This window comes from Ralstonia edaphi (assembly GCF_958350185.1).
GTDB lineage: Bacteria > Pseudomonadota > Gammaproteobacteria > Burkholderiales > Burkholderiaceae > Ralstonia > Ralstonia edaphi.
In genome coordinates, this window is the sequence record NZ_CATWHI010000003.1 from 476,633 (window position 1) to 502,588 (window position 25,956).

The 25,956-nt window shown below is 66.3% G+C and carries 26 protein-coding genes; 21 read left to right on the forward strand and 5 right to left on the reverse strand.

Features of this window, described 5'->3' with window-relative positions; all coding sequences use genetic code 11:
* Positions 1-105 precede the first annotated feature (105 nt).
* From R2669_RS12680 to R2669_RS12690, 3 genes are read left to right on the forward strand one after another with little or no spacing between them, the layout of a single operon-like run.
* Positions 106-2,385, forward strand: coding sequence for a TonB-dependent receptor (locus tag R2669_RS12680; RefSeq protein WP_316900414.1), 2,280 nt, complete (start codon positions 106-108; stop codon positions 2,383-2,385).
* Positions 2,385-3,155 (forward strand): tetratricopeptide repeat protein, encoded by a 771-nt coding sequence (locus R2669_RS12685; protein WP_316900416.1) that lies wholly within the window; start codon positions 2,385-2,387, stop codon positions 3,153-3,155. Before R2669_RS12680 ends, R2669_RS12685 begins: the two co-directional genes overlap by 1 nt.
* Positions 3,146-3,829 carry a Fe2+-dependent dioxygenase gene (locus tag R2669_RS12690; RefSeq protein ID WP_316900419.1) on the forward strand — a complete coding sequence of 228 codons (684 nt, stop codon included), beginning with the start codon at positions 3,146-3,148 and terminating at the stop codon, positions 3,827-3,829. Before R2669_RS12685 ends, R2669_RS12690 begins: the two co-directional genes overlap by 10 nt.
* A 9-nt stretch (positions 3,830-3,838) precedes the next feature.
* Here the strand turns inward: R2669_RS12690 and R2669_RS12695 are convergent, their stop codons facing one another.
* Complete coding sequence (locus R2669_RS12695) at positions 3,839-4,765, reverse strand: alpha/beta fold hydrolase (protein WP_316900421.1); 927 nt, start codon at positions 4,763-4,765, stop codon at positions 3,839-3,841.
* A 137-nt stretch (positions 4,766-4,902) separates the two neighbouring features.
* Here R2669_RS12695 and R2669_RS12700 point away from each other — a divergent pair, with 137 nt between their 5' ends.
* The 3 genes from R2669_RS12700 to R2669_RS12710 all read left to right on the forward strand — a co-directional run bounded on the left by R2669_RS12700 (position 4,903) and on the right by R2669_RS12710 (position 8,220).
* Positions 4,903-5,451: a type 1 glutamine amidotransferase domain-containing protein gene (locus R2669_RS12700; protein ID WP_316900423.1), complete on the forward strand. Its 549-nt coding sequence runs from the start codon at positions 4,903-4,905 to the stop codon at positions 5,449-5,451.
* 99 nt (positions 5,452-5,550) lie between these two features.
* On the forward strand, positions 5,551-6,534 hold the full coding sequence (locus tag R2669_RS12705) for an NAD(P)H-dependent flavin oxidoreductase (RefSeq protein WP_316900424.1): 984 nt from the start codon (positions 5,551-5,553) through the stop codon (positions 6,532-6,534).
* A 210-nt stretch (positions 6,535-6,744) separates the two neighbouring features.
* Positions 6,745-8,220, forward strand: a complete 1,476-nt coding sequence (locus R2669_RS12710; RefSeq protein ID WP_316900425.1) for a DUF1254 domain-containing protein — start codon at positions 6,745-6,747, stop codon at positions 8,218-8,220.
* Between the two features lie 22 nt (positions 8,221-8,242).
* On the opposite strand, the gene R2669_RS12715 is transcribed toward R2669_RS12710, so the two are convergent.
* Positions 8,243-9,274, reverse strand: a complete 1,032-nt coding sequence (locus R2669_RS12715; protein ID WP_316900427.1) for an NADP-dependent oxidoreductase — start codon at positions 9,272-9,274, stop codon at positions 8,243-8,245.
* Between the two features lie 181 nt (positions 9,275-9,455).
* Here R2669_RS12715 and R2669_RS12720 point away from each other — a divergent pair, with 181 nt between their 5' ends.
* Together R2669_RS12720 and R2669_RS12725 are read left to right on the forward strand one after the other, a co-directional pair.
* The gene (locus R2669_RS12720; protein WP_316900428.1) at positions 9,456-10,040 is read left to right on the forward strand and encodes a helix-turn-helix domain-containing protein; all 585 of its coding nucleotides are present in this window, start codon (positions 9,456-9,458) and stop codon (positions 10,038-10,040) included.
* Entirely contained in the window at positions 10,040-10,579 is a 540-nt protein-coding gene (locus tag R2669_RS12725; RefSeq protein ID WP_316900430.1) for a GNAT family N-acetyltransferase, read from the forward strand. Before R2669_RS12720 ends, R2669_RS12725 begins: the two co-directional genes overlap by 1 nt.
* On the opposite strand, the gene R2669_RS12730 is transcribed toward R2669_RS12725, so the two are convergent.
* On the reverse strand, positions 10,576-11,433 hold the full coding sequence (locus R2669_RS12730) for a PhzF family phenazine biosynthesis protein (RefSeq protein WP_147217391.1): 858 nt from the start codon (positions 11,431-11,433) through the stop codon (positions 10,576-10,578). The two genes, R2669_RS12725 and R2669_RS12730, sit on opposite strands and share 4 nt — an antisense overlap.
* A 145-nt stretch (positions 11,434-11,578) precedes the next feature.
* A complete protein-coding gene (locus tag R2669_RS12735) occupies positions 11,579-12,433 on the reverse strand; it encodes a 3-hydroxybutyryl-CoA dehydrogenase (protein ID WP_147217389.1) in 855 nt (284 codons plus the stop codon).
* 175 nt (positions 12,434-12,608) lie between these two features.
* Here R2669_RS12735 and R2669_RS12740 point away from each other — a divergent pair, with 175 nt between their 5' ends.
* From R2669_RS12740 to R2669_RS12770, 7 genes are all read left to right on the forward strand, one after another.
* The gene (locus tag R2669_RS12740; RefSeq protein ID WP_147217387.1) at positions 12,609-13,541 is read left to right on the forward strand and encodes a LysR family transcriptional regulator; all 933 of its coding nucleotides are present in this window, start codon (positions 12,609-12,611) and stop codon (positions 13,539-13,541) included.
* A 240-nt stretch (positions 13,542-13,781) separates the two neighbouring features.
* The gene (locus R2669_RS12745) at positions 13,782-14,465 is read left to right on the forward strand and encodes a hydrolase (RefSeq protein ID WP_147217385.1); all 684 of its coding nucleotides are present in this window, start codon (positions 13,782-13,784) and stop codon (positions 14,463-14,465) included.
* A gap of 111 nt (positions 14,466-14,576) precedes the next feature.
* Positions 14,577-15,398, forward strand: coding sequence for an alpha/beta fold hydrolase (locus R2669_RS12750; RefSeq protein ID WP_147217383.1), 822 nt, complete (start codon positions 14,577-14,579; stop codon positions 15,396-15,398).
* Positions 15,399-15,455: 57 nt separating this feature from the next.
* A complete protein-coding gene (locus R2669_RS12755; protein WP_045785585.1) occupies positions 15,456-15,776 on the forward strand; it encodes a XapX domain-containing protein in 321 nt (106 codons plus the stop codon).
* Between the two features lie 4 nt (positions 15,777-15,780).
* Positions 15,781-16,212: a DoxX family protein gene (locus tag R2669_RS12760; RefSeq protein WP_147217381.1), complete on the forward strand. Its 432-nt coding sequence runs from the start codon at positions 15,781-15,783 to the stop codon at positions 16,210-16,212.
* A 4-nt stretch (positions 16,213-16,216) separates the two neighbouring features.
* The gene (locus R2669_RS12765; protein WP_316900433.1) at positions 16,217-18,055 is read left to right on the forward strand and encodes an amidohydrolase; all 1,839 of its coding nucleotides are present in this window, start codon (positions 16,217-16,219) and stop codon (positions 18,053-18,055) included.
* A complete protein-coding gene (locus R2669_RS12770) occupies positions 18,045-18,752 on the forward strand; it encodes a YoaK family protein (protein WP_316900435.1) in 708 nt (235 codons plus the stop codon). Before R2669_RS12765 ends, R2669_RS12770 begins: the two co-directional genes overlap by 11 nt.
* Before the next feature lie 12 nt (positions 18,753-18,764).
* Here the strand turns inward: R2669_RS12770 and R2669_RS12775 are convergent, their stop codons facing one another.
* Entirely contained in the window at positions 18,765-19,487 is a 723-nt protein-coding gene (locus R2669_RS12775; protein WP_316900437.1) for a GntR family transcriptional regulator, read from the reverse strand.
* A gap of 274 nt (positions 19,488-19,761) precedes the next feature.
* On the opposite strand from R2669_RS12775, the gene R2669_RS12780 reads away from it, so the two are divergent.
* The 6 genes from R2669_RS12780 to R2669_RS12805 all read left to right on the forward strand — a co-directional run bounded on the left by R2669_RS12780 (position 19,762) and on the right by R2669_RS12805 (position 25,956).
* Positions 19,762-20,829: a porin gene (locus tag R2669_RS12780; RefSeq protein WP_147217373.1), complete on the forward strand. Its 1,068-nt coding sequence runs from the start codon at positions 19,762-19,764 to the stop codon at positions 20,827-20,829.
* A gap of 147 nt (positions 20,830-20,976) precedes the next feature.
* Complete coding sequence (locus tag R2669_RS12785) at positions 20,977-22,023, forward strand: ABC transporter ATP-binding protein (protein WP_316900439.1); 1,047 nt, start codon at positions 20,977-20,979, stop codon at positions 22,021-22,023.
* A gap of 77 nt (positions 22,024-22,100) precedes the next feature.
* Positions 22,101-23,366 carry an ABC transporter substrate-binding protein gene (locus tag R2669_RS12790; protein ID WP_206273234.1) on the forward strand — a complete coding sequence of 422 codons (1,266 nt, stop codon included), beginning with the start codon at positions 22,101-22,103 and terminating at the stop codon, positions 23,364-23,366.
* 2 nt (positions 23,367-23,368) lie between these two features.
* Complete coding sequence (locus R2669_RS12795; RefSeq protein WP_316900441.1) at positions 23,369-24,325, forward strand: ABC transporter permease; 957 nt, start codon at positions 23,369-23,371, stop codon at positions 24,323-24,325.
* 1 nt (position 24,326) lies between these two features.
* Positions 24,327-25,223 (forward strand): ABC transporter permease, encoded by an 897-nt coding sequence (locus R2669_RS12800; RefSeq protein WP_316888813.1) that lies wholly within the window; start codon positions 24,327-24,329, stop codon positions 25,221-25,223.
* Between the two features lie 10 nt (positions 25,224-25,233).
* Positions 25,234-25,956 carry an aspartate/glutamate racemase family protein gene (locus R2669_RS12805; RefSeq protein ID WP_316900443.1) on the forward strand — a complete coding sequence of 241 codons (723 nt, stop codon included), beginning with the start codon at positions 25,234-25,236 and terminating at the stop codon, positions 25,954-25,956.

The following is a 25,956-nucleotide window of genomic DNA, read 5'->3' on the forward strand; positions in this document are numbered from 1 at the left end:
TCAGGCAATTCGCCTTTCGGCGCGTTGACTCGTTCACGCGCAAACAATAACAATTCTCATTTACAAAACATGTGTAACGAGAACTTTGGGGAGAGGCAACACGCCATGTACGCAGCACAGACGGAACGCAAGCGCACGGAACATTCGGTCGTCGGTTATCTGACCGGCGCGATGAGCTTTGCGGTGGCTTCAGCGCCCGCGATGGCCGACACGAAGAAAGACGCCGTATCCGCCACCCTGCCCGAGCAGACCGTGACCGGCACCAACGGCTTCAAGACCGACGCGGCCTCGGGCGGCAAATTCACCGCGCCGCTGCTCGATACGCCCAAGTCCGTCACGGTGATCCCCGCAGAGGTGTTGCAAGGCACGGCCTCCGTCACGCTCACCGAGGCGCTGCGCACGGTGCCGGGCATCGCGTTTGGCGCCGGCGAAGGCGGCAATCCCGTGGGCGATCGCCCGTTCATCCGCGGCTACGACGCGCAGGCCAGCACCTTCCTCGACGGACTGCGCGACATCGGTGCGCAATCGCGTGAGATGTTCAACGTGGAATCGGTGGAAGTCATCAAGGGGCCGTCGGGCGCGTATGAAGGCCGAGGCGCGGCAGGCGGGGCGGTCAACATCGTCTCGAAGACGCCCAAGCTGGAGCACTTCACCGAGGGCACGCTGTCGGTCGGCAACGCGGCGTACAAACGTGCCACGGCCGACGGCAACTACCAGATCGGCGAGCACGCGGCGTTCCGCCTGAACGCGATGGCGCACGACGCCGCCGTTGCCGGCCGCGACGTGACGAGCTTCAGCCGCTGGGGCATCGCGCCGTCCATCGCCTTTGGGCTGGGCACGCCCACGCGGGCCACGCTGTCGTACTACCACCTGCAATCGAACGACACGCCGGACACCGGCATTCCGTACAACAACCCCGACAACCCGAAGAAGCCGCCGCCGGGCCCGCGCCTGTCCGGCCCCGGTGACGGCTCGCCAGTGGGCGTAAACCGGAACGTCTACTACGGTCTATCGCGCGATTTCCGGCGCGACCAGATGGACATGGGTTCGCTCGCGCTGGAACACGACATTTCCGGCTCGGCAAAGCTGCGCAACATCACACGTGTATCCAAATCACGCCAGGACTATCTCTGGACACGCCCGGACGGCCAGTTCGACGGCAACATTTATTACGGCATGGTCTGGCGGCGCACCAACTCGCGTTTTTCGGATGTGAACACCGCCGCCAATCAGACCGAGCTGACCGGCAAATTCACAAGCGGCGGCATCAAGCACAGCTATGCCGTCGGGCTGGAGTTCTCGCGCGAGAAAAGCCGCAACGACACCTATAAGGTCGATACCGGCCCAAAGTGCGCGCAAGGCACGGGCGTCGCCAGCGGCTACAACTGCACGGACCTGTTCCATCCGAACCCCGACGACCCGTGGGCGGGCAGCATCGCACGCGCCAACAATCCGGCAGAAACGACCGTCCGCACGCAGTCGGCCTACGTGTTCGACACGATCGAGCTGTCGCCGCGGTGGCAAGTCAACGGCGGGCTGCGCTTTGATCGCTATTCGGCATCGGCCACCACGTCGGCGAATGCGCAGGGCGTGCGTTCCAGCTTCTCGCGCGATGACAACCTGCTGAACTACCAACTCGGCCTGGTGTTCAAGCCTGCGCAGAACGGCAGCATTTATCTCGCGTACGGCACATCGTCGACACCGTCGGGCTCGGTCGCGGGCCAGGGCGCCGATACCAGCGCGCTCACGCCGGACCGCTCGGGCAATCGCGGGGACGTGCTCGCTCCGGAAAAGAACCGCGCCTACGAACTCGGCACCAAGTGGAACGTGCTCGACAGCAAGCTGGCGCTGACGGCCGCAATCTTCCGCATCGAAACGACGAATGCGCGCATCGTGCAGCAGGACGGCACCGCCGCCATGGCCGGCAACAAGCGGGTCGATGGCTTCGAGCTGGGCTGGTCGGGCGCGCTGACCAACCGCTGGCAGGTGTTCGGCGGTTACACGTATCTGAAGAGCGAACTGCGCAACAACGGCGGCGCGGGCGCTGCCTTTGGCGGCACCAACGGTACGGCCTTCCCCAACACGCCGAAGAACAGCTTCAGCCTCTGGACGACATATCAGCCGACGCCGAAATTCACGCTGGGCGGCGGCGCGTATTACGTCTCGAAGGTGTGGGGCAGTGCCAACCCCGCCAACCCGAAGTGGGTGCCGGCTTACTGGCGCTTTGACGCCATGGCCGCGTACCGCATCGACAAGCACGCCACCCTGCAGTTGAACGTGCAGAACCTGTTCGACAAGGTGTACTTCAACCAGGCGTATGCGTCGCACTACGCGTCGCTGGCACCGGGCCGCACGGCCATCCTGACGCTAGGCATCCGCTACTGATGCCGGCTGACGCTGCAACCGCCGCAGCCGCTGTGAGCCCCACAGCCGATCCGGCGGTGATCGATGCCATCCACGCCGTGCTGACCGGCCCCGCAGATCGCGCCGCGCGCTGGCTGGCGTCAGCCGCCCGGCGCGGGCACACGGAAGCGCAGGCCATCTTCGGCCAATGGCTGCTCGATGGCCGCGGTGTTAAACGCAACCCCGGCGAAGCGCTGTTCTGGTTCAAGACAGCCGCGCTGTCGGGCCACGCGATGGCCGCCAACATGCTGGGCCGCTGCTATGAGCACGGCTGGGGCGCGCCCGCCTGCGACAAGACCGCCACGCGCTGGTACGCCCGCGCGGCCGATGCCGGGCTCGACTGGGGCCAGTACAACTACGCGACGCAGTTGCAACTCGGGCGCGGCATCCCGGCGGACCGCGCCCGCGCGTTTGCACTCTTCGAGGCTGCGGCCGCGCAAGGGCACGCCAAGTCGATCAACGTGCTGGGCGGCTTCTACGAAGACGGCTGGGAAGTCGAGGCCGATCCCGCGATGGCCCTGCGCTGCTATGTGCGTGCCGCAGAGGGCGGAGACTTCCGCGGCCAGTTCAACGCAGCGCGCCTGCTCGCACTGGCCAACCGCGCAGACGACGCTCTCGCCTGGATGCAGGCCGTGCCGCGCACCGCCACGCCGGCCTTCCTCGCGAAGGCGCATGACTTTCTCGCCGGCCATCCCGATGCGCGCTTGCGTGCGTTGGCCTGCGTGCTGAACACCCCATCGCCATGTTGCTGAAGATTCCCGCCGTCCTCACGAAGAAACAGGTCGCGCAGTGCCGCGCCACGATCGACGCTGCCGAATGGGTCGACGGCAAGGTCACGGCCGGCGCGCAGTCGGGCCAGGTGAAGCACAACATGCAGCTGCCCGAAGGCTCGCCGGCCGCGCGCGAGGTCGGCACCTTGATTCAGGATGCGCTGTCTGCCAATACGCTGTTCTTCTCGGCCGCATTGCCGCTCAAGGTGTTTCCGCCGCTGTTCAACCGCTATGCCGGCGGCCAGACCTTCGGCAACCACGTCGACAACGCCGTGCGCCATCTGCGCGGCACGGATTTCCGCATCCGCAGCGACCTCTCCTGCACGCTGTTCCTGACCGAGCCCGAAGACTACGACGGCGGCGAACTCGTCATCGACGACACCTTCGGCGAGCACCGCGTCAGGCTCGGCGCCGGTGACATGGTGCTCTACCCCAGCAGCAGCCTGCACCGCGTGACGCCTGTCACACGCGGCGCTCGCGTCTGCTCATTCTTCTGGCTGCAGAGCATGGTGCGCAGCGATGCCCATCGCACGCTGCTGTTCCAGATGGACACGGAACTGCAGCGGCTGATGGCGTTGTTGGGGCAGGACGATCCGTCGGTCATTGCCCTGACCGGGACGTATCACAACCTGCTGCGCGAGTGGGCCGACGCCTAGGCGGCTGCCTCAGGCAAAGTACGCCCGCATCTCCTTGAGCAACGCCTCCGGCGCCTCCTCCGGCACGTAATGCCCGCATGGCACCGTGCCGCCGCTCACGTCGTCTGCCACGGCTTTCCACAACTCCAACGGCTTGAAGCAGCGCTGGATCACGCCGTGCTCGCCCCACAACACACGCAGCGGCACGCTCACGCGCTTGCCTGCGTCGCGGTCGGCGCGATCATGTTCGAGGTCGATGGTGGCGGCGGCGCGGTAGTCCTCGCACATGGCGTGCACGCAGGCGGGTTCGCGCATGGCAGCGGCGTAGGTGGCCATCGCTTCGGGGGCGAACGGTTCCAGCCCCGCGTGGCGCAGGCCCATCAGTTTGCTGATGTAGAAATCGGGCGTGGCGTTGATCAGCGTCTCTGGAAACGGCGACGGCTGGATCAGGAAGAACCAATGCCAGTAGGCAGACGCAAACGCCATGTCGGTGTGTTCGTACATCGCCAGCGTGGGGGCGATGTCGAGCAGCATGGCGCGCTCGACGTGGAGGGGATGATCGACACACAGGCGATGCGCCACCCGCGCCCCGCGGTCATGCGCGCACAGCCGGAAGCGGCCGAAGCCGAGCGCGCGCATCACCTCCACCTGGTCCTGCGCCATGGTGCGCTTGCTGTATTCCGCATGCCGGGCGCTGCCGGCCGGCTTGGACGAGGCGCCATAGCCGCGCAGATCGGTCGCGACGACCGTGTAATCGTGCGCCAGCTCGCGCGCCACCTTATGCCAGATCACATGGCTTTGCGGATGGCCATGCAGCAACAGCAGCGGCGGCCCGCTCCCGCCGATCACCCCCGCGATCTCCACCCCGTTGGCCATCTGGCGGAACGGACGAAAGCCGGAAAACAGCGCGGCATCTGCGGCAGCGGTGGCGGCATCGATGGAAAGCGGCGTGGTCATGCGGGTCTCCGGTGATCGGTCGTGGTTGAAGTGATGCGTGGCGAATGCTCCGCATGCTAGCGCAGAGCGGGCACGCGCGTTGCGAAATGGTCCACTGCCGTTTTCTTCTTTTCATTTCCCCTGACAAGGAGTTCGCCATGACCCCATTGCATGACATGCGCATCGCCATCCTCGTCGACGATCTGTTCGAGCAGGCCGAACTGGCCAGCCCGAAGCAGGCGCTGGAAGGCGCCGGTGCCACCGTCAGCATCATTGCGCCCAAGGGCCCCAGCGTGACCGGCCTGCACCACGCCGACAAGGGCGATACGTTCAAGGTGGACCTGGCGCTGGACCAGGCCAAGGCAGACGACTTCGACGGCCTGGTGCTGCCGGGCGGGGTGTTCAACGCCGATGCACTGCGCGTCGTGCCGGCCGCGCAGGCCTTCGTGAAAGCGTTCGAGCGCGCGCAAAAGCCGATCGCCGTGATCTGCCACGGGCCGTGGCTGATGGTGTCTGCCGGACTGGTGCGAGGCCGCACGCTGACGAGCTGGCCGACGCTGCAGGACGACATCCGCAATGCCGGCGGCATGTGGGTCGACCGTGAGGTGGTCACCGACCGCAACTGGGTCAGCAGCCGCAAACCCGATGACCTGCCCGCCTTCAACCGCGCATTCATCGAACTGCTGGCGCAGCACGCGCACGTTTGAGCCCCGGGGGTGACCGCGCACGGCGGGGTGCCGGATCGTTCCTATAATCGAACGACATGTTCTGCCCTGTTGTGCCGGTTTGCCAAACCAGGAGACGCCATGCCCGCCGCCAAGCACCTGCCGCCCGTGCTGCAGCACCTGACGCTGCCTGTGATCGGTTCACCGATGTTCATCGTCAGCTATCCGGAACTGGTGCTGGCGCAATGCAAGGCCGGCATCGTCGGAGCGTTTCCCGCGCTCAATGCGCGCCCGGCGGAGGTGCTGGACGACTGGCTCACGCAGATGAACGAAGACCTGGCGGCATACCGCACGGCGCATCCGAACGCGCTGGTGGGGCCGATCGCCGTCAACCAGATCGTGCACCACTCAAACGCGCGGCTGGAGCAGGACGTGGCGACCTGCGTCAAGCACAAGGTGCCGATCTTCATCACCTCGCTGCGCGCGCCGGTCAAGGAAATCCTGGATGCCGTGCACAGCTACGGCGGCATCGTGCTGCACGACGTCATCAACCTGCGCCATGCGGAAAAGGCCTTGGAAGCCGGCGTCGACGGCCTGATCCTGGTCGCTGCCGGTGCGGGCGGGCATGCCGGAACGCTCTCACCCTTCGCACTCGTTGGCGAGGTGCGGCGCATTTTCGACGGGCCGATCGCGCTGTCGGGCGCCATCGCCACGGGCGACGCCATCCTGGCCGCGCAGGCCATGGGCGCGGACCTTGCCTACATCGGCACGCGCTTCATCGCCAGCCAGGAAGCCCACGCCGCCGAGAGCTACAAGCAGGCCATCCTCCGCGCAGCCGCATCGGACATCATTTACACCAACCTGTTTACCGGCGTGCACGGCAACTACATCCGCGAAAGCATCGAACTGGCCGGCCTGGACCCGGCGGCCCTGCCCGAGGCGGACAAATCAAAGATGAACTTTGGCGACGGCAGCTCGCGCGCCAAGGCCTGGAAAGACATCTGGGGCGCGGGCCAGGGTGTCGGACAGATCGCCGATCTGCCGCCCGCCGCCGAAATCGTGGCGCGCATGAAAGCCGAGTACGACGCTGCAAAGTTGCGTCTCGCACTGCACCTGCGCCTGTGAAACGCGCCCGCGCCAAGCCATGCGTGCATGCCCGGCTGCACTTGAATTGACTTGCGCGGGCGGCGCTTCTACATTCCAAAGATTCGACACACGACATGCATGGAGCCACGGGATCGGCCACCACGCAACCGTATGCGCAAGCATCCTTGGGGGGATGTCCGACAGGCGTCTGCTTTCCTGTTGCGCGCACCGACGACAAAGGAGAACAAGATGACGCACTGCCCTGCGCCCGCGCGCCCGCTTACCAAGCTGGCGGCTGTGGCGCTGAGCGTGGCGGCCTCGGCGCTTACCCTGGGCCTGACTGGCTGCTCCACCCAGAACGCCGCGACCACGGCCCCGATCGAACAACGTCTGCCAAGGCCGAACGAAGCGCTCGTGCGCTCGGCCTATGTCTACGCGTTTCCGTTGATGATGACCGACGCGTTGGTGCAGACGACATCCGCACTGGCGCCGGCCGGCACGTTCATGCACCAGCGCACCCTGGAAGACGAAGCCCTGCCCACCGGCGTGCGGGCCCGCGTGGACGTGCTCGCCAGCAGCGCCTTCGTCGATCTGCGTAACGGCCCGGTCGTCCTGAGCCTGCCCGACACGGGGCGCCGCCACATCTGGGTCGCACTGCACGACGGGTGGAACGATGTGTTCGAGTCACTCGGCAACCGCACGACGGGCGCCCGTGCCGCGCATTACGCCATCACGCCGCCGGGCTGGGAGGGTACGCTGCCGGCCGGCGTCAAGCAGATCGCCGCGCCGACCAGTCTCGTCTGGGCGGTTGCCCGCACGCAGGTGGCCGGCCCACGTGACATGACGGCCGCGCGCCGCGTGCAGGATCGCTTCCGCATCACCCCGCTGGACGCCTTCGGCAAGGCCGCCCTGCGCGAGGCTGAAGCCGAAGCCAAGGTCAGCACCGACAAGGCCACCGACTTCGACGTCAGCCTGGATGCCGCGCGCCGCCGCGTCACCGCGCTGGATGCGAACAGCTACTTCACGCGCTTTGCCGAGCTGCTCAAGGACAATCCGCCGCACGCGGCCGATTCGACGATGCTGCAATCGCTGCGTGAGTTGGGTATCGTGCCGGGTGCGCCGTTTGACGCCAAGACCGTCAGCGCCGCCAATCTGAAGGTGATGGACGGCGGAGTAGCGGCCGCGCGCGAGACACTGGCGCTGGCCGTCAAGCAGCCGTCCGTCACGCAGAACGGCTGGTTCATCCCGCGCATGATCGGCGCCTATGGGCTGGACTACGCGCAGCGCGCCATCGTCGCGTGGAACGGCGGCGGTACCGACCTGCCGCAGGACATGCTCATCGCCACCGCCACGACCGACACCAACGGCATGGCGCTGGACAGCACGCACCGCTACGTCCTGCATTTCGAGCGCAACCAGCTCCCGCCCGAGAATGCCGGTTGGGCCATCGCCGCCCTGTCCCCGGCCGGCCAGCCGCGACGCGGGTCCGAACGCACGGGCCTGCGCAACATGCTGAGCGAAGCCGACCACCCGCGCCTGAACCGCGACGGCTCGCTCGACATCCTGATCCAGCGTGCGCCGCCCAAGGGCATGCGCAACAACTGGCTGCCGCCGCCCACCGGCCCGTTCGTGCTGCGCATGCAGCTTACGTGGCCGAAGGAGGCCGCGCTCGACGGCTCGTGGCTGCCGCCGACGCTACAGCGCCGCGACGCCGCAGCCCAATAACCAACGGACAACGCCGGGGCGATCACGCCTCGGCCACGCGCACCACGAGCTTGCCGAAGTTGCGTCCTTCGAGCAGGCCGAGGAACGCGGCCGGGGCATTTTCCAGACCGTCGACCCGGTCTTCGCGCACCTTGACCTTGCCGGCCGCCACCCACGCAGTCATGTCGCGCTGGAAAGCGTCGTAGCGGCTGGCGTAGTGGTCGAGGATGATGAAGCCCTGCATGCGCACGCGTTTCTGCAGCACGGTCGCGGTGACCTTGGGCAGGCGGTCTGGCCCGGCGGCGGCCTCGTCGTTGTAGTGCGAAATGAAACCGCACACCGGCACGCGTGCGCCGATGTTCAGCAGCGGCAACACCGCGTCGAACACCTCGCCACCCACGTTTTCGAAGTACACGTCGATGCCGTCTGGGCAGGCCTCGGCCAGGCGCTTCGCGAGGTCCGGTTGGCGGCGGTCCAGGCAAGCGTCAAAGCCGAGCGTGTCGACGGCGTAGCGGCATTTGTCCGCGCCGCCGGCAATGCCGACCACGCGCGCGCCCTTGAGCTTGGCAATCTGTCCGACCACCGCACCGACCGCGCCCGTGGCCGCGGCCACCACCACGGTTTCGCCGGGCTTGGGCTCGCCAATGTCGAGCAGCCCAACGTACGCGGCAAACGCCGGCATGCCAAGCCCGCCCAGCGCCAGCGACGGCTCGGGCATATCGCCCAGCGGCGTCAAGTCCTCGCCGGCGGCAACGGCATAGTCCTGCCAACCGGCGGCGCCGAGCACCACATCGCCCTCGCGAAACTGCGCGTGCCGCGATGCCACCACGCGGCTGACGGTACCGCCCACCATGGGCGCGCCCACCTCCACGGGCGGCGCGTAGCCGGGGCCGACTTCATCCATCAGATTGCGCATGTAAGGGTCGAGCGACAGGTACAGCGTACGCAACAGCACCTGGCCATCCTGCGGCGTGGGCACGGCGGTTTCTTCGATGCGGAAGTTGTCGAGCGAAGGCGTGCCGCTGGGGCGGCTGGCGAGAACGATGCGGCGATTGACGGCTTCACGTTGCGGCATGGCAAACTCCTGTAGACCAATCGTCTAGAAAACGGCGAAAAAAATTTGCGTGGCTGGGCAATCTAGCAGCAATCGCAAGATTCAGCCGACGGCTCGGCAAGGCACTACCCTCAACAAGGCCAATTGCGCCACCCCGCAAATTCCAGTTTACTGGATACAAATTTCCATTAAACTGGAACGCATGGACATCCATCAACGTATCGCCCAGCGCCTGCGCGAACTGCGCGACGGCCAGGGCCTCTCGCTCGACGCGCTGGCCGAACGCAGCCAGGTCAGCCGATCGGCCATTTCCCTGATCGAGCGCGGGCAGAGCAGCCCGACGGCTGCGGTGCTCGATCGGCTCAGCTCCGCGCTGGGCGTGACGCTCGCCTCGCTGTTCGAAGACAGTGCGGCGCCGGCTGCGGAGCCCTCGCCCGTATCACGCGCGTCGGAGCAGCCGGAGTGGACCGACCCCGCCTCCGGCTACGTGCGACGCAATCTGTCGCCAGCAGCACGTTCGCCGCTGCAGCTCGTGGAGGTGCACTTTCCGCCCGGCGAGCGCGTCGCCTATGACACCGGCGCGCGCGATGCCGAAATCCACCAGCAGGTGTGGATCATCGAAGGCACGATGGAAATGACCGTGGGCGACGCGCACTGGCGCCTCAATGCAGGCGATTGCCTGACCATGCGGCTGGACTGCCCGATCGTCTATCACAACCCCACGCGGCGGCCGGCCCGCTACCTCGTCGCACTGACAACCGTGTCCGCTGCCCACTGGAGACCCTGATGACCGACACCCTCACCATCCGCCGCGTGGGCGCCAACGAGGCAAGCGCGTGCGTCGATGCCTTGGCCGATGTGCTGATCGATTGCGTGGAGGGCGGCGCGTCGGTCAGCTTCATGGCGCCGTTGTCGCACGACAAGGCGCAAGCATTCTGGCGCAGCGTGGCCGATGGCGTGGCGAGGGGCGAGCGCGCCCTGCTGATTGCCGAAGATGCGGCGGGCGCCGTCCACGGCACCGTGCAACTGGTGCTCGCGCAGCCGGAAAACCAACCGCACCGCGCAGACGTCGCCAAGATGCTCGTGCACCGCCGCGCACGCCGTCAGGGCCTGGCGCAGCGGTTGATGGCGGCCATCGAAGACGAGGCGCGCGCCGAGGGCAAAACGGTGCTCGTGCTCGACACCGTAACGGACGGCGATGCCGAGCGGCTGTACGCACGCGCCGGCTGGCAGCGCGTGGGCGTGGTGCCCAACTACGCGCTCATGCCCGACGGCGCGTTCTGCGGGACGACGTTCTTCTGCAAACAGTTGAGCGCCGCAAGTTAAATCGTCAACGTGCCGCGGCCGATTTCGATCACGCGGCCACCGACGTGGATCGTGCCGTCGGCATCCACCCGCAGCGTGAGGTGGCAGGGTCGTCCCACTGCGGCGCCCTGCTCGATGCGGTAGCTGGCGGGCAACGCATGGCCCGTCGCGCGCAGCCAGCCGCCGAGGTTGGCACACGCCGAGCCGGTGCCCGGGTCTTCCCACAGGCCCGTGCCGTATTCGAAGAAGAAGCGCGAGACCACCGGATCGTGGCTGCCGGGCGCCGGCATGGTGAAGACGTAGGCGTTGCGCCCGTCGTTGCGGCTGCGCGGCCACGCATCGAAGGCCGACGGGTCGGGCCGGGCGCGCTCCACGTCGGCGCGTGTCTTGACCGGCACCATCAGTTGCTCAATGCCTGCGTCGACCCACAGCGGCGGGCCTGCCAGCGCATCGGCATCCAAGCCCAGTATGCCGGCGATGGCCGGGTCCGCCTCGCGCGTGCTGAGGGCACCGGAGCGCGGCGGCACCAGCGACCACCCGTCGTCCTGCGCCGTCAGCGACACGATGCCCGACGGGCAACGCAGCGTCAGTTCATTGCCGGGGCCGTACAGCTCGCGCACCACCTGCGCGGTCCCGAGCGACGGGTGGCCGGCAAAGGGCATCTCGTAATCGGGCGTGAAGATGCGGAAACGCGCCGTGGCGCCCTCGGCCCCGTCGGGAAAGATGAAGGTGATCTCGGACAGGTTGAACTGGCGTCCGATGGCCTGCATGGTGGCGTCATCCAGGCCCCGTCCGTCTTCAAATACGGCGAGCTGGTTGCCGCCAAAGGTGGTTTCGGCAAAGACGTTGAGCAGGCGGAAGGCGTAGCGCGACATGGTGGCGTCCGAAGTGTTGGGGAAGAAAAAAACGGTGTGGCGATGCGTCATCATCAACGCACCGCCACACCGTCTCCATGCACACTTGCAGACAGTTTGCGCGAATCCGGCCTGACAGTTGGGGGACAGCGCGAACGTCAGGGGCTTACTTCCGATAGTCGTACACGCCGCGGCCGGTCTTGCGGCCCAGGTAGCCGGCGGCCACCATTTCGCGCATCAGCATGGCGGGGCGGTATTTCGGATCACCGAATTCGGTGTACAGCACTTCCATCACGGCCAGCATGGTGTCCAGGCCGATCATGTCGGCCAGCGCCAGCGGCCCGATCGGGTGGTTGCAACCGAGCTTCATGCCTTCGTCGATCTCCTCCGGCGAAGCCAGACCCTCACCCAGCACGCAGAACGCCTCGTTGATCATCGGACACAGGATCCGGTTGACGACAAAGCCCGGGCTGTTCTTGACCGTGATCGGCGTCTTGCCGAGCTGCTTGGCCAGCGCTTCCACAGCCGCGTGCGTGGCATCGCTCGTCTGCAGGCCGCGGATGACTTCCACCAGCGCCATCAGCGGCACCGGGTTGAAAAAATGCATGCCGATGAAGCGGCTGGCGTCTTGCAGCACGGCGGCCAGCTTGGTGATCGAGATGGACGACGTGTTCGACGCCACGATTGCGTGCGGCGCGGCGGCAGCTTCCAGCTGCTTGAGGATCTTCACCTTCAGGTCGAAGTTTTCGGTGGCGGCCTCGATGACGAGGTCGGCGCGCTTGAGGTCGTCGTACGAAGTCGAGCCCTGAATGCGTGCTAGCGCTGCGGTCTTGTCGGCTTCGGTCAGCTTTTCCTTCTTGATGAGGCGGTCAAGGCTGCCGGCCACGGTAGCAATGCCTTTCTGCACGGCGGCATCGCTGATGTCCACCATCACCACATCCAGCCCGACCACGGCGCACGCTTGCGCAATGCCGTTGCCCATTGTTCCGGCACCGACGATGCCGACGACTTGAATTGCCATGAACTGCTCCTCGTTTGGTATTGGAATGGAAGATGGATGAAAACAGATTGCAGAGGATAAACGACGCGGCGACGCACCGAAAAGCCTTGCTGACGGCAACGTCACATTCCGCCGGTTCGCCGTATGATGGCCGGCGTCGCGCCACCCTTTGACTTCAGGCGCCGGGACGCAGCAAATGGACCGTTTTCTCAGTATCGAAGCCTTCGTGCGCGTGGCAGAAACGCGCAGCTTTGCCGAAGCCGCCCGCCAGCTGGGCGTGACGAACTCGGTGGTCACCAACCGCGTGCAGCAGCTGGAGCGCTTTATCGAAGCGCCGCTGTTTCACCGCAGCACGCGGCACGTGCGCTTGTCCGAGGTGGGCGAAACCTACTACAAGCAATGCGCTGAAGCCGTCTGCATGCTGACGGATCTCACCGACCAGATGCGCGGCCTGCGCGCCACGCCCGCCGGCAAGCTGCGCATCCGCATGCTGCCCGGCTACGCGCTCAGCCACTTTGCCGAGCCGCTGGCCCGTTTCAGTGCGCAGTACCCCGATATCCAGCTCGACGTGGTGGTGGACGACAGCGTGGTCGACCCGATTGCCGAAGGCTTCGACGTGGCGTTCCAGATTTTCCCGCCCATCAATGATTCGTTGATCGAGCGGCGCCTGTTCATGCTGCGGCGCATGTTCTGCGCCACGCCTGCGTACATTGAGGAGTACGGCCTGCCGCAGCAGCCGGCGGACCTGCTGCAGCATTCGCTGGCGCTGTACTCCGGCTACCCGACGCGCAAGCGCTGGGAGTTCTCGCGCAACGGCGAAACGCTCCCCGCGATGGATCTGCCCGAGCAGGTGCGCTCCAACTCCGTGCATCTGTTGCGCGACTACGCCCTGACCAGCGCCGGCATCGCCTGTCTGCCCACGCTTGTCATCAGCGACGATCTGGTCGCGGGCCGCCTCGTGCCCGTGCTGGCCGATTACGACCTGACACCGCTGCATTTCTCGGCCGTATACCCAGCGACGCAGCGCCAGGCGGTCAAGGTGTGTGCGCTCATCGATTGCCTTGCCAGCCACCACGCCGGCGAGCTGGCTTGGGACAAGCCCTTGCTCGAGCGCGGCTGGATCCGCTGACGTCCGCTTCGGCCATGCGCGTCGAATCCCACCACCGGCGCGCGGGTCCAGGGTACCGACCGAATGTTTCCGAACGTCGCGACGATTGTTCGGCAATCGCAAAAACTGCACTCGCCGATTGGGGCGTTGCGCCCGGAACGCAACTTCCTATCATGGATGGGCCGTTGATCGCGCCGCGCCGATGCGGCGACCGGTCTGCAGCATCCCCCCTCGCATCTCCCATCGGAACCCGATACGGCCATGAATCCCAAGCTGGAAGTCCTTACGCCCCAAAACTGTCAACTGATCTTCATCGACCATCAGCCGCAAATGGCCTTCGGCGTGCAGTCGATCGATCGCCAGGTCCTGAAGAACAACACCGTTGGCCTTGCCAAGGCCGCGAAGATCTTCAACATCCCCACCACCATTACCACTGTCGAATCGCAGAGCTTCTCGGGCTATACCTACCCCGAACTGCTCGATGTGTTTCCGGATCAGCCACTGCTCGAACGCACCTCGATGAACTCCTGGGACGACCAGAAGGTGCGCGACGCCCTGGCAAAGAACAACCGCAAGAAGGTGGTCGTCTCGGGGCTCTGGACGGAAGTGTGCAACTGCACCTTCGCGCTCTCGGCCATGCACGATGCCGACTACGAGATCTACATGGTGGCAGACGCTTCGGGCGGCACGTCGAAAGATGCGCACGACTACGCCATGCAGCGCATGATCCAGGCCGGCGTGGTGCCCGTGACCTGGCAACAGGTGCTGCTGGAGTGGCAGCGTGACTGGGCCCACCGCGACACATATGACGCCGTCATGAAGCTGGTGAAGGAACACTCCGGCGCCTACGGCATGGGCGTGGACTACGCCTACACGATGGTGCACAAGGCCCCGCAACGCACCGCCACGCCGCACGAGGCGCTGGCTGCCGTGGCCGCCAACTGATCGCGCTGCCGACCATAAAACAAGACGCTGCTTCGGCCGGGCGACCCATGTGCAACCGCATGCGTCGCCCCGTCGTCCATTCAACCAGCCACCCTCCTCTCTCTCATTCCCATGCAAACGATTACCACCCAAGACGGTACGCGCATCTTTTACAAGGACTGGGGCAGCGGCAAGCCCGTCGTCTTCTCGCACGGCTGGCCGCTCAATGCCGACGCGTGGGACGCGCAGATGCTGTTCCTCGTGCAGAAGGGTTTTCGCGTCATCGCGCATGACCGGCGCGGTCATGGTCGTTCCGACCAGCCGTCGCAGGGCAACGACATGGACACCTATGCCGACGACCTGGCAGCGCTGCTCGATGCGCTCGACATCCAGGGCGCCACGCTGGTCGGCCATTCCACCGGCGGCGGCGAAGTCGCGCACTACATCGGTCGCCACGGCACCAAGCGCGTGGCCCGCGCCGTGCTGATCGGCGCAGTGCCGCCCATCATGCTGAAGACGGCGGCCAACCCGAACGGCCTGCCGATGGACGTGTTCGACGGCATCCGCAAGGGCGTGACCGACAACCGCTCGCAGTTTTACCGCGATCTCGCCACGCCGTTCTTCGGTTTCAACCGGCCGGGCGCGAAGGTTTCGCAAGGCACCATCGACGCCTTCTGGGCGCAGGGCATGACCGGCGGCATTCACGGCCAGTACCTGTGCATCAAGGAATTCTCGGAGGTCGACTACACCGAAGACCTGAAGAAGATCGACGTGCCGGTGCTGTTCCTGCATGGCGACGACGACCAGATCGTGCCGATCGACAATTCGGCGAGGCTGGGCGTGGAGCTGGTGAAGAACGGGACGCTCAAGGTCTATCCGGGCGGCTCGCACGGCATGTGCGTGACCGAGGCAGACAAGGTCAACGCGGACCTGCTGGCCTTCCTCAGCACCTGATCGGCACGGGCGGCGCCGTTTGCGCGCGCCGCCCCTTGGCATCCTGGAGCCCTCCTCGTGAAGCCCTATCTCATCTCCATTGCCGTCGGCATGCTGGTTGGCGTCATCTATGCATTGCTGCACGTCCGCTCACCGGCGCCACCGGCGATCGCGCTGGTAGGGCTGCTCGGCATGCTGATCGGCGAACAGATCGTGCCGGCCGCGCAGCGCCTGCTGGCCGGCGAGCCGATCACCATGGCGTGGTTCCGGCACGAATGCGTACCCAAGATTACGGGCGCGCCGCCTCAAGTGCCGAGCCAAGCGCCGCCCCAGGCGTCACCCACGGACCTGGCCGCCACCGGCGAATCCGGCAGCGCCACGCCGCGCAATCCGAGCTGATGCCATGACACGCCTGTCGCTCGAACCCTCGCACGCTGCCGCGCCCACCGGCACCGCGGCGAATGTTGCCCTGCATGCCGGCCTGCTGTTCCTGCGCGTGACCGGCAGCGCCCTGCTGATCGCCGTGCATGGGTTGCCCAAGGTGCTGCACTACAGCCAGGAACTCACGCGCATTGAAGACCCGTTCCACATGGGCGCCGCACCCACGCTGCTGCTCGCCATCCTGTCGGAAACGCTGTGCCCGCTATTGATTGCGCTCGGCGTGCTGACGCGCCTGGCGTGTCTGCCCATCATCGCCACGTTGCTGGTGGCCATGCTGGTGGTGCATCCTGGCTGGTCGCTTGCCGATGGACAGTTCGGCTGGATGCTGCTGATCATCTTCACCACCGTCCTGATTGCCGGACCCGGACGCTTCTCGATCTATCCCAAATACTGACGCAATGACCGCCGACCTTATCCTGCACAACGGCCGCATCCACACGGTCGACCGCGAACGCCCCTCCGCCAGCGCCGTGGCGGTGCGTGACGGGCGCTTTGTCGCCGTGGGCGACGACGCTACCGTGATGGCCCAGCGCGGCGCCACCACCCAGGTCATCGACCTGCGCGGGCGCACCGTCATTCCCGGCCTGAACGATTCACACCTGCACCTGATCCGGGGCGGGCTGAACTACAACCTCGAGCTGCGCTGGGAAGGCGTGCCCTCCCTGGCCGACGCGATGCGCATGCTCAAGGAGCAGGCCGCGCGCACGCCGTCGCCGCAATGGGTGCGCGTGGTGGGCGGCTGGTCGGAATTCCAGTTTGCCGAGCGCCGCATGCCCACGCTCGAAGAGCTGAACCAGGCCGCGCCCGATACGCCCGTGTTCGTACTGCACCTGTACGACCGCGCGCTGCTCAACCGCGCGGCGCTGCGCCAGGTCGGCTACACCAAGGACACGCCGAACCCGCCCGGCGGCGAGATCCAGCGCGACGCATCCGGCGAGCCCACCGGCATGCTGATCGCCAGGCCCAACGCGATGATCCTGTACGCGACGCTCGCCAAGGGGCCGAAGCTGCCGCCGGAATACCAGGTCAACTCCACGCGCCAGTTCATGCGCGAGCTGAACCGCCTCGGCGTAACAAGCGCCATCGACGCGGGCGGCGGCTTCCAGAACTACCCGGAAGACTACGAGGTCATCCGCGAGCTGTCGGCGCAGAACCAGCTCACCATCCGCATCGCCTACAACCTCTTCACGCAGAAGCCAAAGGAAGAGCTGGCCGACTTCAAAAACTGGACCGGCAGTGTGCAATACCGCCAGGGCGATGACTTCTTCCGCCACAACGGCGCGGGCGAGATGCTGGTCTTCTCCGCCGCTGATTTCGAAGACTTCCTGCAACCGCGCCCCGACCTGCCCGAGACGATGGAGCAGGAGCTGGAAACCGTGGTGCGCCACCTGGTCGCGCAGCGCTGGCCGTTCCGGCTGCACGCTACTTACGACGAATCGATCTCGCGCATGCTCGATGTGTTCGAGCGTGTGAACCGCGACATTCCCTTCAACGGCCTGCCGTGGTTCTTCGACCATGCCGAGACGATTTCGCCGAAGAATATCGAGCGCGTGCGTGCACTCGGCGGCGGCATCGCCATCCAGGACCGCATGGCCTTCCAGGGCGAATATTTTGTCGACCGCTACGGCGCAGCCGCTGCCGAACAGACGCCGCCCATCAAGCGCATGCTGGCCGAAGGCGTGCCCGTGGGCGCCGGCACCGACGCCACGCGCGTGTCGAGCTACAACCCGTGGACGTCGCTGTACTGGCTGGCGAGCGGGCGCACCGTGGGCGGCATGGCACTGTATCCGGAAGGACTGCCGCGCGAGGTGGCGCTCGAGCTGTACACGCACGGCAGCGCGTGGTTCTCGGCAGACCAGGGCAACAAGGGGCAGATCAAGGTCGGCCAACTCGCCGACCTGGCAGCGTTGTCGGCGGATTTCTTCAGCGTGCCGGAGGCCGATATCAAGACCATCGAATCGGTGCTGACGGTGGTGGGCGGCCGCATCGTCTACGGCGCCGCGGAGTTTGCCGAATTCGGCCCGCCGCCGATTCCGGTGCTGCCGGAGTGGTCGCCCGTGGCGCGCGTGCCGGGGCACTGGCGGCCCGCTGCGGCCATGCAGCAGCAGGTGCATCAGTGCGTCGGTTCGTGTTCGGTGCACGGCCACGCCCACCAGAAAGCGCGCACGGCCAATGTGCCGACCACCGACTTCCGCGGCTTCTGGGGCGCCTTCGGGTGTTCGTGCTTTGCCTTCTGAAGCGGCGACGGCGGCAACGGCCGCACCGGCGTCAGCGCGTTTCCTGATCGCGCAGGGAACGCTGCTGGCGTTCGTCGCGGGCTATGTGGATGTGGTCGGCTTCGCGGCGTTGTTCGGACTGTTCACCGCGCATGTCACCGGCAACTTCGTGATGATCGGCCTGGAGCTGGCGGGCTCGGGCCAGGGTGTGCTCGCCAAGCTGCTGGCGCTGCCGATGTTCGTGGTGGCCGTGGCGGCGACCAAACTTGCCGTGACGGCGCTCACGCGGCGCGGTGTGGCGCCGCTGCGGCCGCTGCTGCTTGTGCAGGCCGTCCTGCTGCTGGCCTTCATGGCGGCGGGACTGCTGGCGCTGCCGATTCAGTCACCCGATGCACCAGCCACGATCGTTGTCGGGCTGATCGGCGTCGCGGCGATGGGCGTGCAGAACGCCAAGGCGCGCATCGTGCTGTCGGAACACGCCCCCACGACGATCATGACGGGCAACACCACGCAGATCGTGATCGATGTGGTGGAGCTGCTGTCGCCGGGCGCTACGCAGAAGGATGTTGCGCGCACGCGGTTGCGCAAGATGGTGCCGCCGCTTGCCGGCTTTGCCATCGGGGCGGTGCTGGGCGCGCTGGCGTTTGCGACGCTGTCGTTCTGGTGCGTGTTACAGCCGGTGGGGATTCTCGTGGCCCTGGCCGTCATGCAGCGCTAGGGCTTCGCCCGGTCAGAGCTTGACGCGGCGGAAGAGCGTCGAGAAATCGATCGCCTCCACCTGGCGGGGCTCCAGCTCCAGCGCAGCGATGTATTCACCCAGGTGTTCGCCCATCAGCCGCGCGGCGCGCTCGCCGTCGCGGCGCTCCACCGCATCGAGAATGGCCAGGTGTTCGTCATGGCCGCAGCTCGGCCGTGCGGGAGACTCATAAAGCCCGATCAGCAGCGAGGTGCGCGCCACCAGCGTGCGCAGCATTGCCGTGATGATGGGGTTGCCGTTGGCCTCGGCAAGCTGGATGTGGAAATCGCCCGACAGGCGGATCCACTCGCGCCAGTTGCCGGATTCCCGGCTGGCATGTTCTGCCGCGGCCAGCGCGCGCAATTCGGCGAGTTGCGTCGCGGTAGCGTGCTGGGCCAGTTCCCGCACCGAGCCGGTTTCCAGAATCAGCCGCGCCCCAAAGACCTGTCGCGCTTCCGCCGCGTCGTGCACGGCGATGGTCGCGCCTCGATTGGGCTGCAGTTCGACCACGCCCTCATGCGCCAGCTTCACCAGCACCCGGCGCAATGTCCCCCGCGTAATCCCAAAAGCCTTGCATAGCTGCGCCTCGACCAGGCGCGTGCCCGGCGGCAGCTTGTGCTCAAGGATCGCCTCGTACACCGCATCGGAAATGCGGGCGTCGATTTCGGCGTTGTTGCGGCGGGGCTGGGAGATCGGAGGGGTCGTAGGCGCTGGCATCTCGCCATTCTAATCGAGCAAACCGCGCTTGGATTGTGCACAACCCTGATGCCAATCCGGACGACCTTGGTGCGACATCCTCAAGAAATCTCCCCGCCTCACACACGGTTTTGCACCAGAAGCAGGCGAAAACCCGCGATTTTGCATGGCACGGTTACTGCATAGATGGTCTACGTGATTGTGCACAATCCAAACGAAGCTTGTACTCAACATAGAACGCAATGCCAGGGGCGGCCACGCGGTCGCGCCAATTCATTTAGGGGGATCACCTGTCATGAGCACCACCACCAAGCTGGGCGCTGCCGCCCTGGCATTCGGGCTGTCTGGCGTCGCTGCTGCGCAGTCGAGCGTGACGCTGTCGGGCGTCATCGATACCGGCGTGAGCTGGACCAACCATGCCGGCAACGGCTCGCAAAGCCTGACCGGCGTGTCGGACAGCATCCTCGGTGTGTCCAACTTCGGCCTGAGCGGCAAGGAAGACCTCGGTGGCGGCCTGAAGGCGCTGTTCAACCTGCAGGCGGGTTTCAACCCGAGCAACGGGCGCATGTCGTCCAACGGCACGCTGTTCTCGCGCAATTCGTATGTCGGGCTGAGTTCGTCGTCGGGCACGCTCACGGCCGGCAAGCAATGGAACTTCAACGACGACTGGCTGGTGGGCAGCGTCTTCAAGGGCGGCTACAACTCGGGCTCGATCTTCAAGTTCAGCGAGTTCGACGCCGTCAGCGAGATCTACAACAACACGGTCAAGTACGTGTCGCCCGACCTGGGCGGCGCGCAGTTCGGCGCGATGTACGGCTTTGGCGAAGCCGCCGGCTCGATCTCGCAGGGTTCGCTGTTCAACCTCGCTGGGCGCTATAGCGCCGGCCCGCTGTACCTGGCCGCCAGCTACGACCAGGAGCGCGATGGCAGCGGCACCGGCTCGCTCTACAAGCTGATCACCGTGGGCGGCAGCTACACGTTTGGCGCGACCAAGCTGCGGCTGGGCGCGGCGCGCGCCGATGTGGGCGGCACGGGCGCGTTCCAGTCGATTCCCAGCATGTCGGCGCGCAAGGCCTACGCCGTGGAAGGCGGCGTCGACTACGCCTTCACCACCGCCTTTACCGGCTCGGCCGATGTGCTGTACCGCCGTAACACGACGCTGTCGAACAGCTCGATGGTCTACCGGCTGCTGGGTCTGTACAGCCTGTCGAAGCGCACCACGCTGGTGGCCAACGTGGCGTATCTGAAGAACTCGTCGAGCGCGACCGAAGCGCTGGTCAACACCACGTCGGGCGCCATCGGCGGCGGTGTGCCGGGCACAAGCCAGACCTCGGTGGCGCTGGGCGTGCGTCACACCTTCTGACCCGCGCGAAGCCAGTCGCGCCACCTGCCCCGGTATGTGGCGCGGCTGCCCGCAGATGCAGCCACACGCACCAGAACGACGCATGCACGGCGCGCACGCCGCGAATTTGCCGCGCGCAGACAGGCACACCTATTGCACCAACCCGACATGACCCGCGCCCCCACTGCTCCCGCCGCCGCTGCCGACTCCCTCGAACTCGTTGCGCTGACCAAGCGTTACGCACCGGACGCCGTGGCCGTCGACGCCATCAACCTGCGCGTGCCGGCCGGCAGCTACTGCTGCCTGCTGGGCCCGTCGGGCTGCGGCAAATCGTCAACGCTGCGCATGATTGCCGGCCATGAGCACGTGAGCGAAGGCGACATCCTCCTGGGCCCGCGCAACATCACCAACCTGCCGGCGGCATCGCGCGGCACGGCCATGATGTTCCAGAGCTACGCGCTGTTTCCGCATTTGAGCGCGCTCGACAACGTGGCCTTCAGCCTGAAGATGCGTGGCATCAACACACGCGAACGCCGCCAGCGCGCGCAGGCGTTGCTCGAACGCGTGGCGATGGGCCACCTGGCGCAGCGCCGGCCGGGCGAGTTGTCGGGCGGCCAGCAGCAACGCGTGGCGCTGGCACGTGCGCTGATCATGGAGCCGCGCGTGCTGCTGCTGGACGAACCTCTCTCTGCGCTCGACCCGTTCCTGCGCACGCAGATGCGCGCCGAACTGCGGCGCTGGCAGCAGGAGCTGGGGTTGACCTTCGTGCACGTCACGCATTCGCAGGAAGAGGCGATGGCGCTGGCCGACCAGATGGTGGTGATGAACCACGGCCGCATCGAACAGGCCGGCAGCCCGCGCGAGATCTACAACCAGCCGGCCAGCGCGTTTGTTGCCACCTTCATCGGCGGACACAACCTGCTGGAAGACGCGCATGGGCCCGTGGCGGTGCGCATCGATCGCATGACCCTGCACGCAGACGAGGCCACCGCCGGCGACCGCCCGCGCCTGCACGGCCGCATCTGCGACATCGAATACCAGGGCACGCACGTGCTGGTGAGCGTGGAAGGCGTGGCGCTCTCGCCCTCGCAACGCGTAACGGTGAGCCTGCCCGAGACCGACGCCGCCATCGCGGGCCTGGCCCTGCATCAACCCATCTGGGCTTCGTGGGATGCCGCGCAGGCGCACCGTCTGCCGGCCGCCTCCGCAGCCTGACACCCGAGACCCGACATTCCAATCCGCAGCCTGACGGCTTCAGGCGCTGCCTTCACCTTCCTATCAGGGGTTGCAACATGTCTGACGATTCCAACGACTTCAAGGCCGGCCGCCGCACCGCACTCAAGGGCATGGCCGCCATCCTGGCCACCGGCGTCGTACCCGCGATCCACGCGCAAGAAAAGCTGACGCTGCGCTACCTCGGCACGGCGGTCAACCAGGACAAGCTGATCGCCGAGAAATTCGAAGCCGACACGGGCATCCGCGTGCAGTACGTGGCCGTGACGACCGACGAGATCACCAAGCGCGCCGTGACCGCGCCGAGCAGCTTCGACCTCATCGACACGGAGTATTTCTCGCTCAAGAAGATCGTGCCGACCGGCAACCTGCTGGGCATCGACGCGCGGCGCATCAAGAACGCGGACAAGATCACGTCGCTGTTCACCAAGGGCGAGGTGGCCGGCAAGAAGGTGGGCGACCAGGGCACCGCGCCGAAGAAGGTGATGTACCTGCCGGGCGCCAATGCGACCACGTTCGCGGCCTCGCCCACGCAGTTCATGACGCTGATCCCGACCGTGTACAACGCCGACACGCTGGGCATCCGCCCCGACCTCATCAAGCGCCCCATCAACTCGTGGGCCGAGCTGCTGAACCCGGAATTCAAGGGGCGCGCGTCGATCCTGAACATTCCGTCGATCGGCATCATGGACGCGGCGATGGTGGTGGAAGCCAAGGGCCTGCACAAGTACGCCGACAAGGGCAACATGACCCGCGCCGAAATCGACCTGACCATCAAGACGCTGATCGAAGCCAAGAAGGCCGGCCAGTTCCGCGCGCTGTGGAAAGACTTCAACGAAAGCGTGAACCTGATGTCCTCGGGCGAGGTGGTGATCCAGTCGATGTGGAGCCCGGCGGTGACGGCCGTGCGCAGCAAGGGCATCGACTGCACGTTCCAGCCGCTGAAGGAAGGCTATCGCGCGTGGGCCGCCGGCTTTGGCATTCCAAAGACGGTGTCGGGCAAGAAGCTCGACGCAGCGTATGAATTCATCAACTGGTTCCTCGACGGCTGGGCGGGTGCATACCTGAACCGCCAGGGCTACTACAGCGCCGTGCTCGAAACGGCCAAGGCGAAGATGGAGCCGTACGAGTGGGCCTACTGGATGGAAGGCAAGCCCGCGGCCAAGGACATCAAGAGCCCGCACGGCGATGTGCTCGCCAAGGCCGGCAGCGTGCGCGACGGCGGCAGCTACGAACAGCGCATGGGCGGCATCGCCTGCTGGAACGCGGTCATGGACGAGAACGAGTACATGGTCCGCAAGTGGAACGAGTTCGTCGCCGCCTGATCATGACGACCACAGCACCGTCCACATCGTCAGAACCGTCGGCAGCGTCGGCACCGTCCAACGACACAGTCGCCGCCCGCGCCCGGCGCCCGGTCGGTCCGGGCTTGCAGGCGCTGCCGTTTGCGGCGGTGTTCGTGGTGTTCTTCCTCATCCCGCTGGGGCTGGTCGCGATGGTCAGCTTCTGGGATTTCAACGAGTACGCGCTGCTGCCGACCTTCACCTTGCGCAACTACGCCAAACTGTGGGAAGGCTGCGGCCATCTCAATGAATACGGCGATCTGTGCGTGACCGCGTCGACGTATCTGTCGACGCTGCGCTTTGCGCTGGGCACCTGGGCGCTCACGCTGGTTCTGGGTTTTGCGCTGGCGTACTTCCTCGCGTTCCATGTGCGCTCGGCTGCCGTGCAGACGCTGCTGTTCGTGATCTGCACGGTGCCGTTCTGGACGTCCAACGTGATCCGCATGATTTCGTGGATTCCGCTGCTGGGCCGCAACGGCCTCGTCAACCAGACGCTGCAGGCCATGCACCTGATCGACCAGCCGCAAGACTGGCTGCTGTATTCGAACTTCTCGGTGCTGCTGGCGTACGTGCACCTCTACACCATGTTCATGATCGTGCCGATCTTCAATTCGATGATGCGCATCGACCGCGCGTTGCTCGAAGCCGCGCGCGATGCGGGCGCCACCGCGTGGCAGACGCTCTGGCATGTGATCGTGCCGCTGTCGCGCAGCGGCATCCTGATCGGCTCCATCTTCATCCTGACCATCGTGATGGGCGATTTCGTCACCGTCGGCGTGATGGGCGGCCAACAGATTGCCTCCGTCGGCAAGATGATCCAGGTGCAGACGTCGTACCTGCAATTTCCGCTGGCGGCCGCCAACGCCGTGGTGCTGCTGCTGACGGTGCTGATGATCATCTGGGGCCTGACCCGCGTGGTCGACATCCGCAAGGAGCTTTGACATGCAAGCGCGCTTTCGCGAACCCCGTGCCCCCGGCTTCTGGCCGCTGGCGTGCCTCTTCGCGCTGTTTGTGCTGTTCCTGTACGGGCCGATGCTGACGATCTTCGCGCTCAGCTTCCAGGGCCCGGACGGCGGGCTGACGTTCCCGATGAACGGGCTGTCGCTGCACTGGTATCGCCAGCTGGCCGAGGGGCTGGGCGTGGTGGATATCGGTGCGGCGTTCCGGCGCTCGCTGGCGCTCGGCGCGGTGGTGATGGCGCTGACCATGGGGCTCTCGCTGCTCGCGGCGCTTGCGTTTCGCAAGCGGCTACGCGGCGGCGGTGTGCTGTTCTATGTGACGGTGGCGAGCCTGATCATGCCGTCGATCGTGGTGTCGCTCGGCATCGGCCTGCAGTTCCGGCTGATCGACACGGGCCTCAAGGCGCTGCTCACCGCGTTGGGCATGACCGATCAGGCCGACAGCTTTGGATCGTCGCTGGGCCTGTGGACCTCCGCCCTGGGCGCGCACCTCACGTGGACGCTGCCGTTCGGCCTGCTCATCATGTTCGCGGTCTTCAACCGCTTCAACCCGGCCTACGAAGAAGCCGCGCGCGACCTGGGCGCCACGCCGTGGCAGACCTTCCGCCACGTCGTGCTGCCGCTGATTGCGCCGTCGCTGATCGGCGTGGGCATGTTCGGCTTCACGCTGAGCTGGGATGAGATCGCGCGCACCTCGCAGGCCATCGGCGACGTCAACACGCTGCCGCTCGAGCTGCAAGGCTTGACCACCACCGTCACGACGCCATCCATCTACGCGCTGGGCACGCTCACCACCGTGGTGTCGTTCGTGGTGATGGGGCTGACGATGCTGGCCATTGTTCGACTGCGCCGCCGCCAGAGCGCCGGGCGTGTCGACTGAACGCCTGCCAATGACCATCGCTACCGAATCCCCCAGCCCGCGCCGGCTGCTGTTGATCAACCCGAACACCACGAGCGCGCTCACACAGACCATCACACGCTTCGTGCAGGCCGCATTGCCCAGCGATGTTGTTGTGGAATCGGTTACCGCGCGGTTTGGCGCGCCGTACATCGCCACCGAAGTCGGCTACGCGGTGGCCGCGCACGCCGCGCTCGACGCATGGACGCGGGCACAGCAGCCGGCCATCGACGCCGCCATCATCGGCTGCTTTGGCGACCCGGGGCTCTTCGCGCTACGCGAGGTGGCGCCGTGCCCCGTCACCGGCTTGGCGGAAGCCGCGTTGATGGAAGCGGCAACGTACGGCAGTTGCGCGGTCATCACGGGCGGCCACGCGTGGGGCCCGATCCTGGAGCGCTTGCTGCCCACGCTGGAGGGCGGCGACACCGTGCGCGACATCCATACCGTCGAACTCGACGGGGCCGCGCTATACGCCGCGCCGGATGCGGCAGAACAGATCTTGATCGGCGCCTGCACGACCGTCCTGCGGCGCCAGCCCGTGGACGCGATCGTGCTGGGCGGCGCCGGGCTGGCGGGCCTCGCGCAGAAGCTGCAAGCCCACGTTCCCGTACCGCTCATCGACAGCGTGACAGCAGCCGCGCGCCAGGTCTGGCACGCGCCGCGCGGCGGGCATGGCGCGCTGCCGGCATGGATTGCGCCCGCCGCGCACGCTTGA

What these genes read in the sequence shown, in the direction of transcription:
- R2669_RS12680 (WP_316900414.1), top strand. Translation starts at nt 106, where the DNA reads ATGTACGCAGCACAGACGGAACGCAAGCGCACGGAACATTCGGTCGTC.
- R2669_RS12685 (WP_316900416.1), top strand. Translation starts at nt 2,385, where the DNA reads ATGCCGGCTGACGCTGCAACCGCCGCAGCCGCTGTGAGCCCCACAGCC.
- R2669_RS12690 (WP_316900419.1), top strand. Translation starts at nt 3,146, where the DNA reads ATGTTGCTGAAGATTCCCGCCGTCCTCACGAAGAAACAGGTCGCGCAG.
- R2669_RS12695 (WP_316900421.1), bottom strand. Translation starts at nt 4,765, where the DNA reads ATGACCACGCCGCTTTCCATCGATGCCGCCACCGCTGCCGCAGATGCC.
- R2669_RS12700 (WP_316900423.1), top strand. Translation starts at nt 4,903, where the DNA reads ATGACCCCATTGCATGACATGCGCATCGCCATCCTCGTCGACGATCTG.
- R2669_RS12705 (WP_316900424.1), top strand. Translation starts at nt 5,551, where the DNA reads ATGCCCGCCGCCAAGCACCTGCCGCCCGTGCTGCAGCACCTGACGCTG.
- R2669_RS12710 (WP_316900425.1), top strand. Translation starts at nt 6,745, where the DNA reads ATGACGCACTGCCCTGCGCCCGCGCGCCCGCTTACCAAGCTGGCGGCT.
- R2669_RS12715 (WP_316900427.1), bottom strand. Translation starts at nt 9,274, where the DNA reads ATGCCGCAACGTGAAGCCGTCAATCGCCGCATCGTTCTCGCCAGCCGC.
- R2669_RS12720 (WP_316900428.1), top strand. Translation starts at nt 9,456, where the DNA reads ATGGACATCCATCAACGTATCGCCCAGCGCCTGCGCGAACTGCGCGAC.
- R2669_RS12725 (WP_316900430.1), top strand. Translation starts at nt 10,040, where the DNA reads ATGACCGACACCCTCACCATCCGCCGCGTGGGCGCCAACGAGGCAAGC.
- R2669_RS12730 (WP_147217391.1), bottom strand. Translation starts at nt 11,433, where the DNA reads ATGTCGCGCTACGCCTTCCGCCTGCTCAACGTCTTTGCCGAAACCACC.
- R2669_RS12735 (WP_147217389.1), bottom strand. Translation starts at nt 12,433, where the DNA reads ATGGCAATTCAAGTCGTCGGCATCGTCGGTGCCGGAACAATGGGCAAC.
- R2669_RS12740 (WP_147217387.1), top strand. Translation starts at nt 12,609, where the DNA reads ATGGACCGTTTTCTCAGTATCGAAGCCTTCGTGCGCGTGGCAGAAACG.
- R2669_RS12745 (WP_147217385.1), top strand. Translation starts at nt 13,782, where the DNA reads ATGAATCCCAAGCTGGAAGTCCTTACGCCCCAAAACTGTCAACTGATC.
- R2669_RS12750 (WP_147217383.1), top strand. Translation starts at nt 14,577, where the DNA reads ATGCAAACGATTACCACCCAAGACGGTACGCGCATCTTTTACAAGGAC.
- R2669_RS12760 (WP_147217381.1), top strand. Translation starts at nt 15,781, where the DNA reads ATGACACGCCTGTCGCTCGAACCCTCGCACGCTGCCGCGCCCACCGGC.
- R2669_RS12765 (WP_316900433.1), top strand. Translation starts at nt 16,217, where the DNA reads ATGACCGCCGACCTTATCCTGCACAACGGCCGCATCCACACGGTCGAC.
- R2669_RS12775 (WP_316900437.1), bottom strand. Translation starts at nt 19,487, where the DNA reads ATGCCAGCGCCTACGACCCCTCCGATCTCCCAGCCCCGCCGCAACAAC.
- R2669_RS12780 (WP_147217373.1), top strand. Translation starts at nt 19,762, where the DNA reads ATGAGCACCACCACCAAGCTGGGCGCTGCCGCCCTGGCATTCGGGCTG.
- R2669_RS12785 (WP_316900439.1), top strand. Translation starts at nt 20,977, where the DNA reads ATGACCCGCGCCCCCACTGCTCCCGCCGCCGCTGCCGACTCCCTCGAA.
- R2669_RS12790 (WP_206273234.1), top strand. Translation starts at nt 22,101, where the DNA reads ATGTCTGACGATTCCAACGACTTCAAGGCCGGCCGCCGCACCGCACTC.
- R2669_RS12795 (WP_316900441.1), top strand. Translation starts at nt 23,369, where the DNA reads ATGACGACCACAGCACCGTCCACATCGTCAGAACCGTCGGCAGCGTCG.
- R2669_RS12800 (WP_316888813.1), top strand. Translation starts at nt 24,327, where the DNA reads ATGCAAGCGCGCTTTCGCGAACCCCGTGCCCCCGGCTTCTGGCCGCTG.
- R2669_RS12805 (WP_316900443.1), top strand. Translation starts at nt 25,234, where the DNA reads ATGACCATCGCTACCGAATCCCCCAGCCCGCGCCGGCTGCTGTTGATC.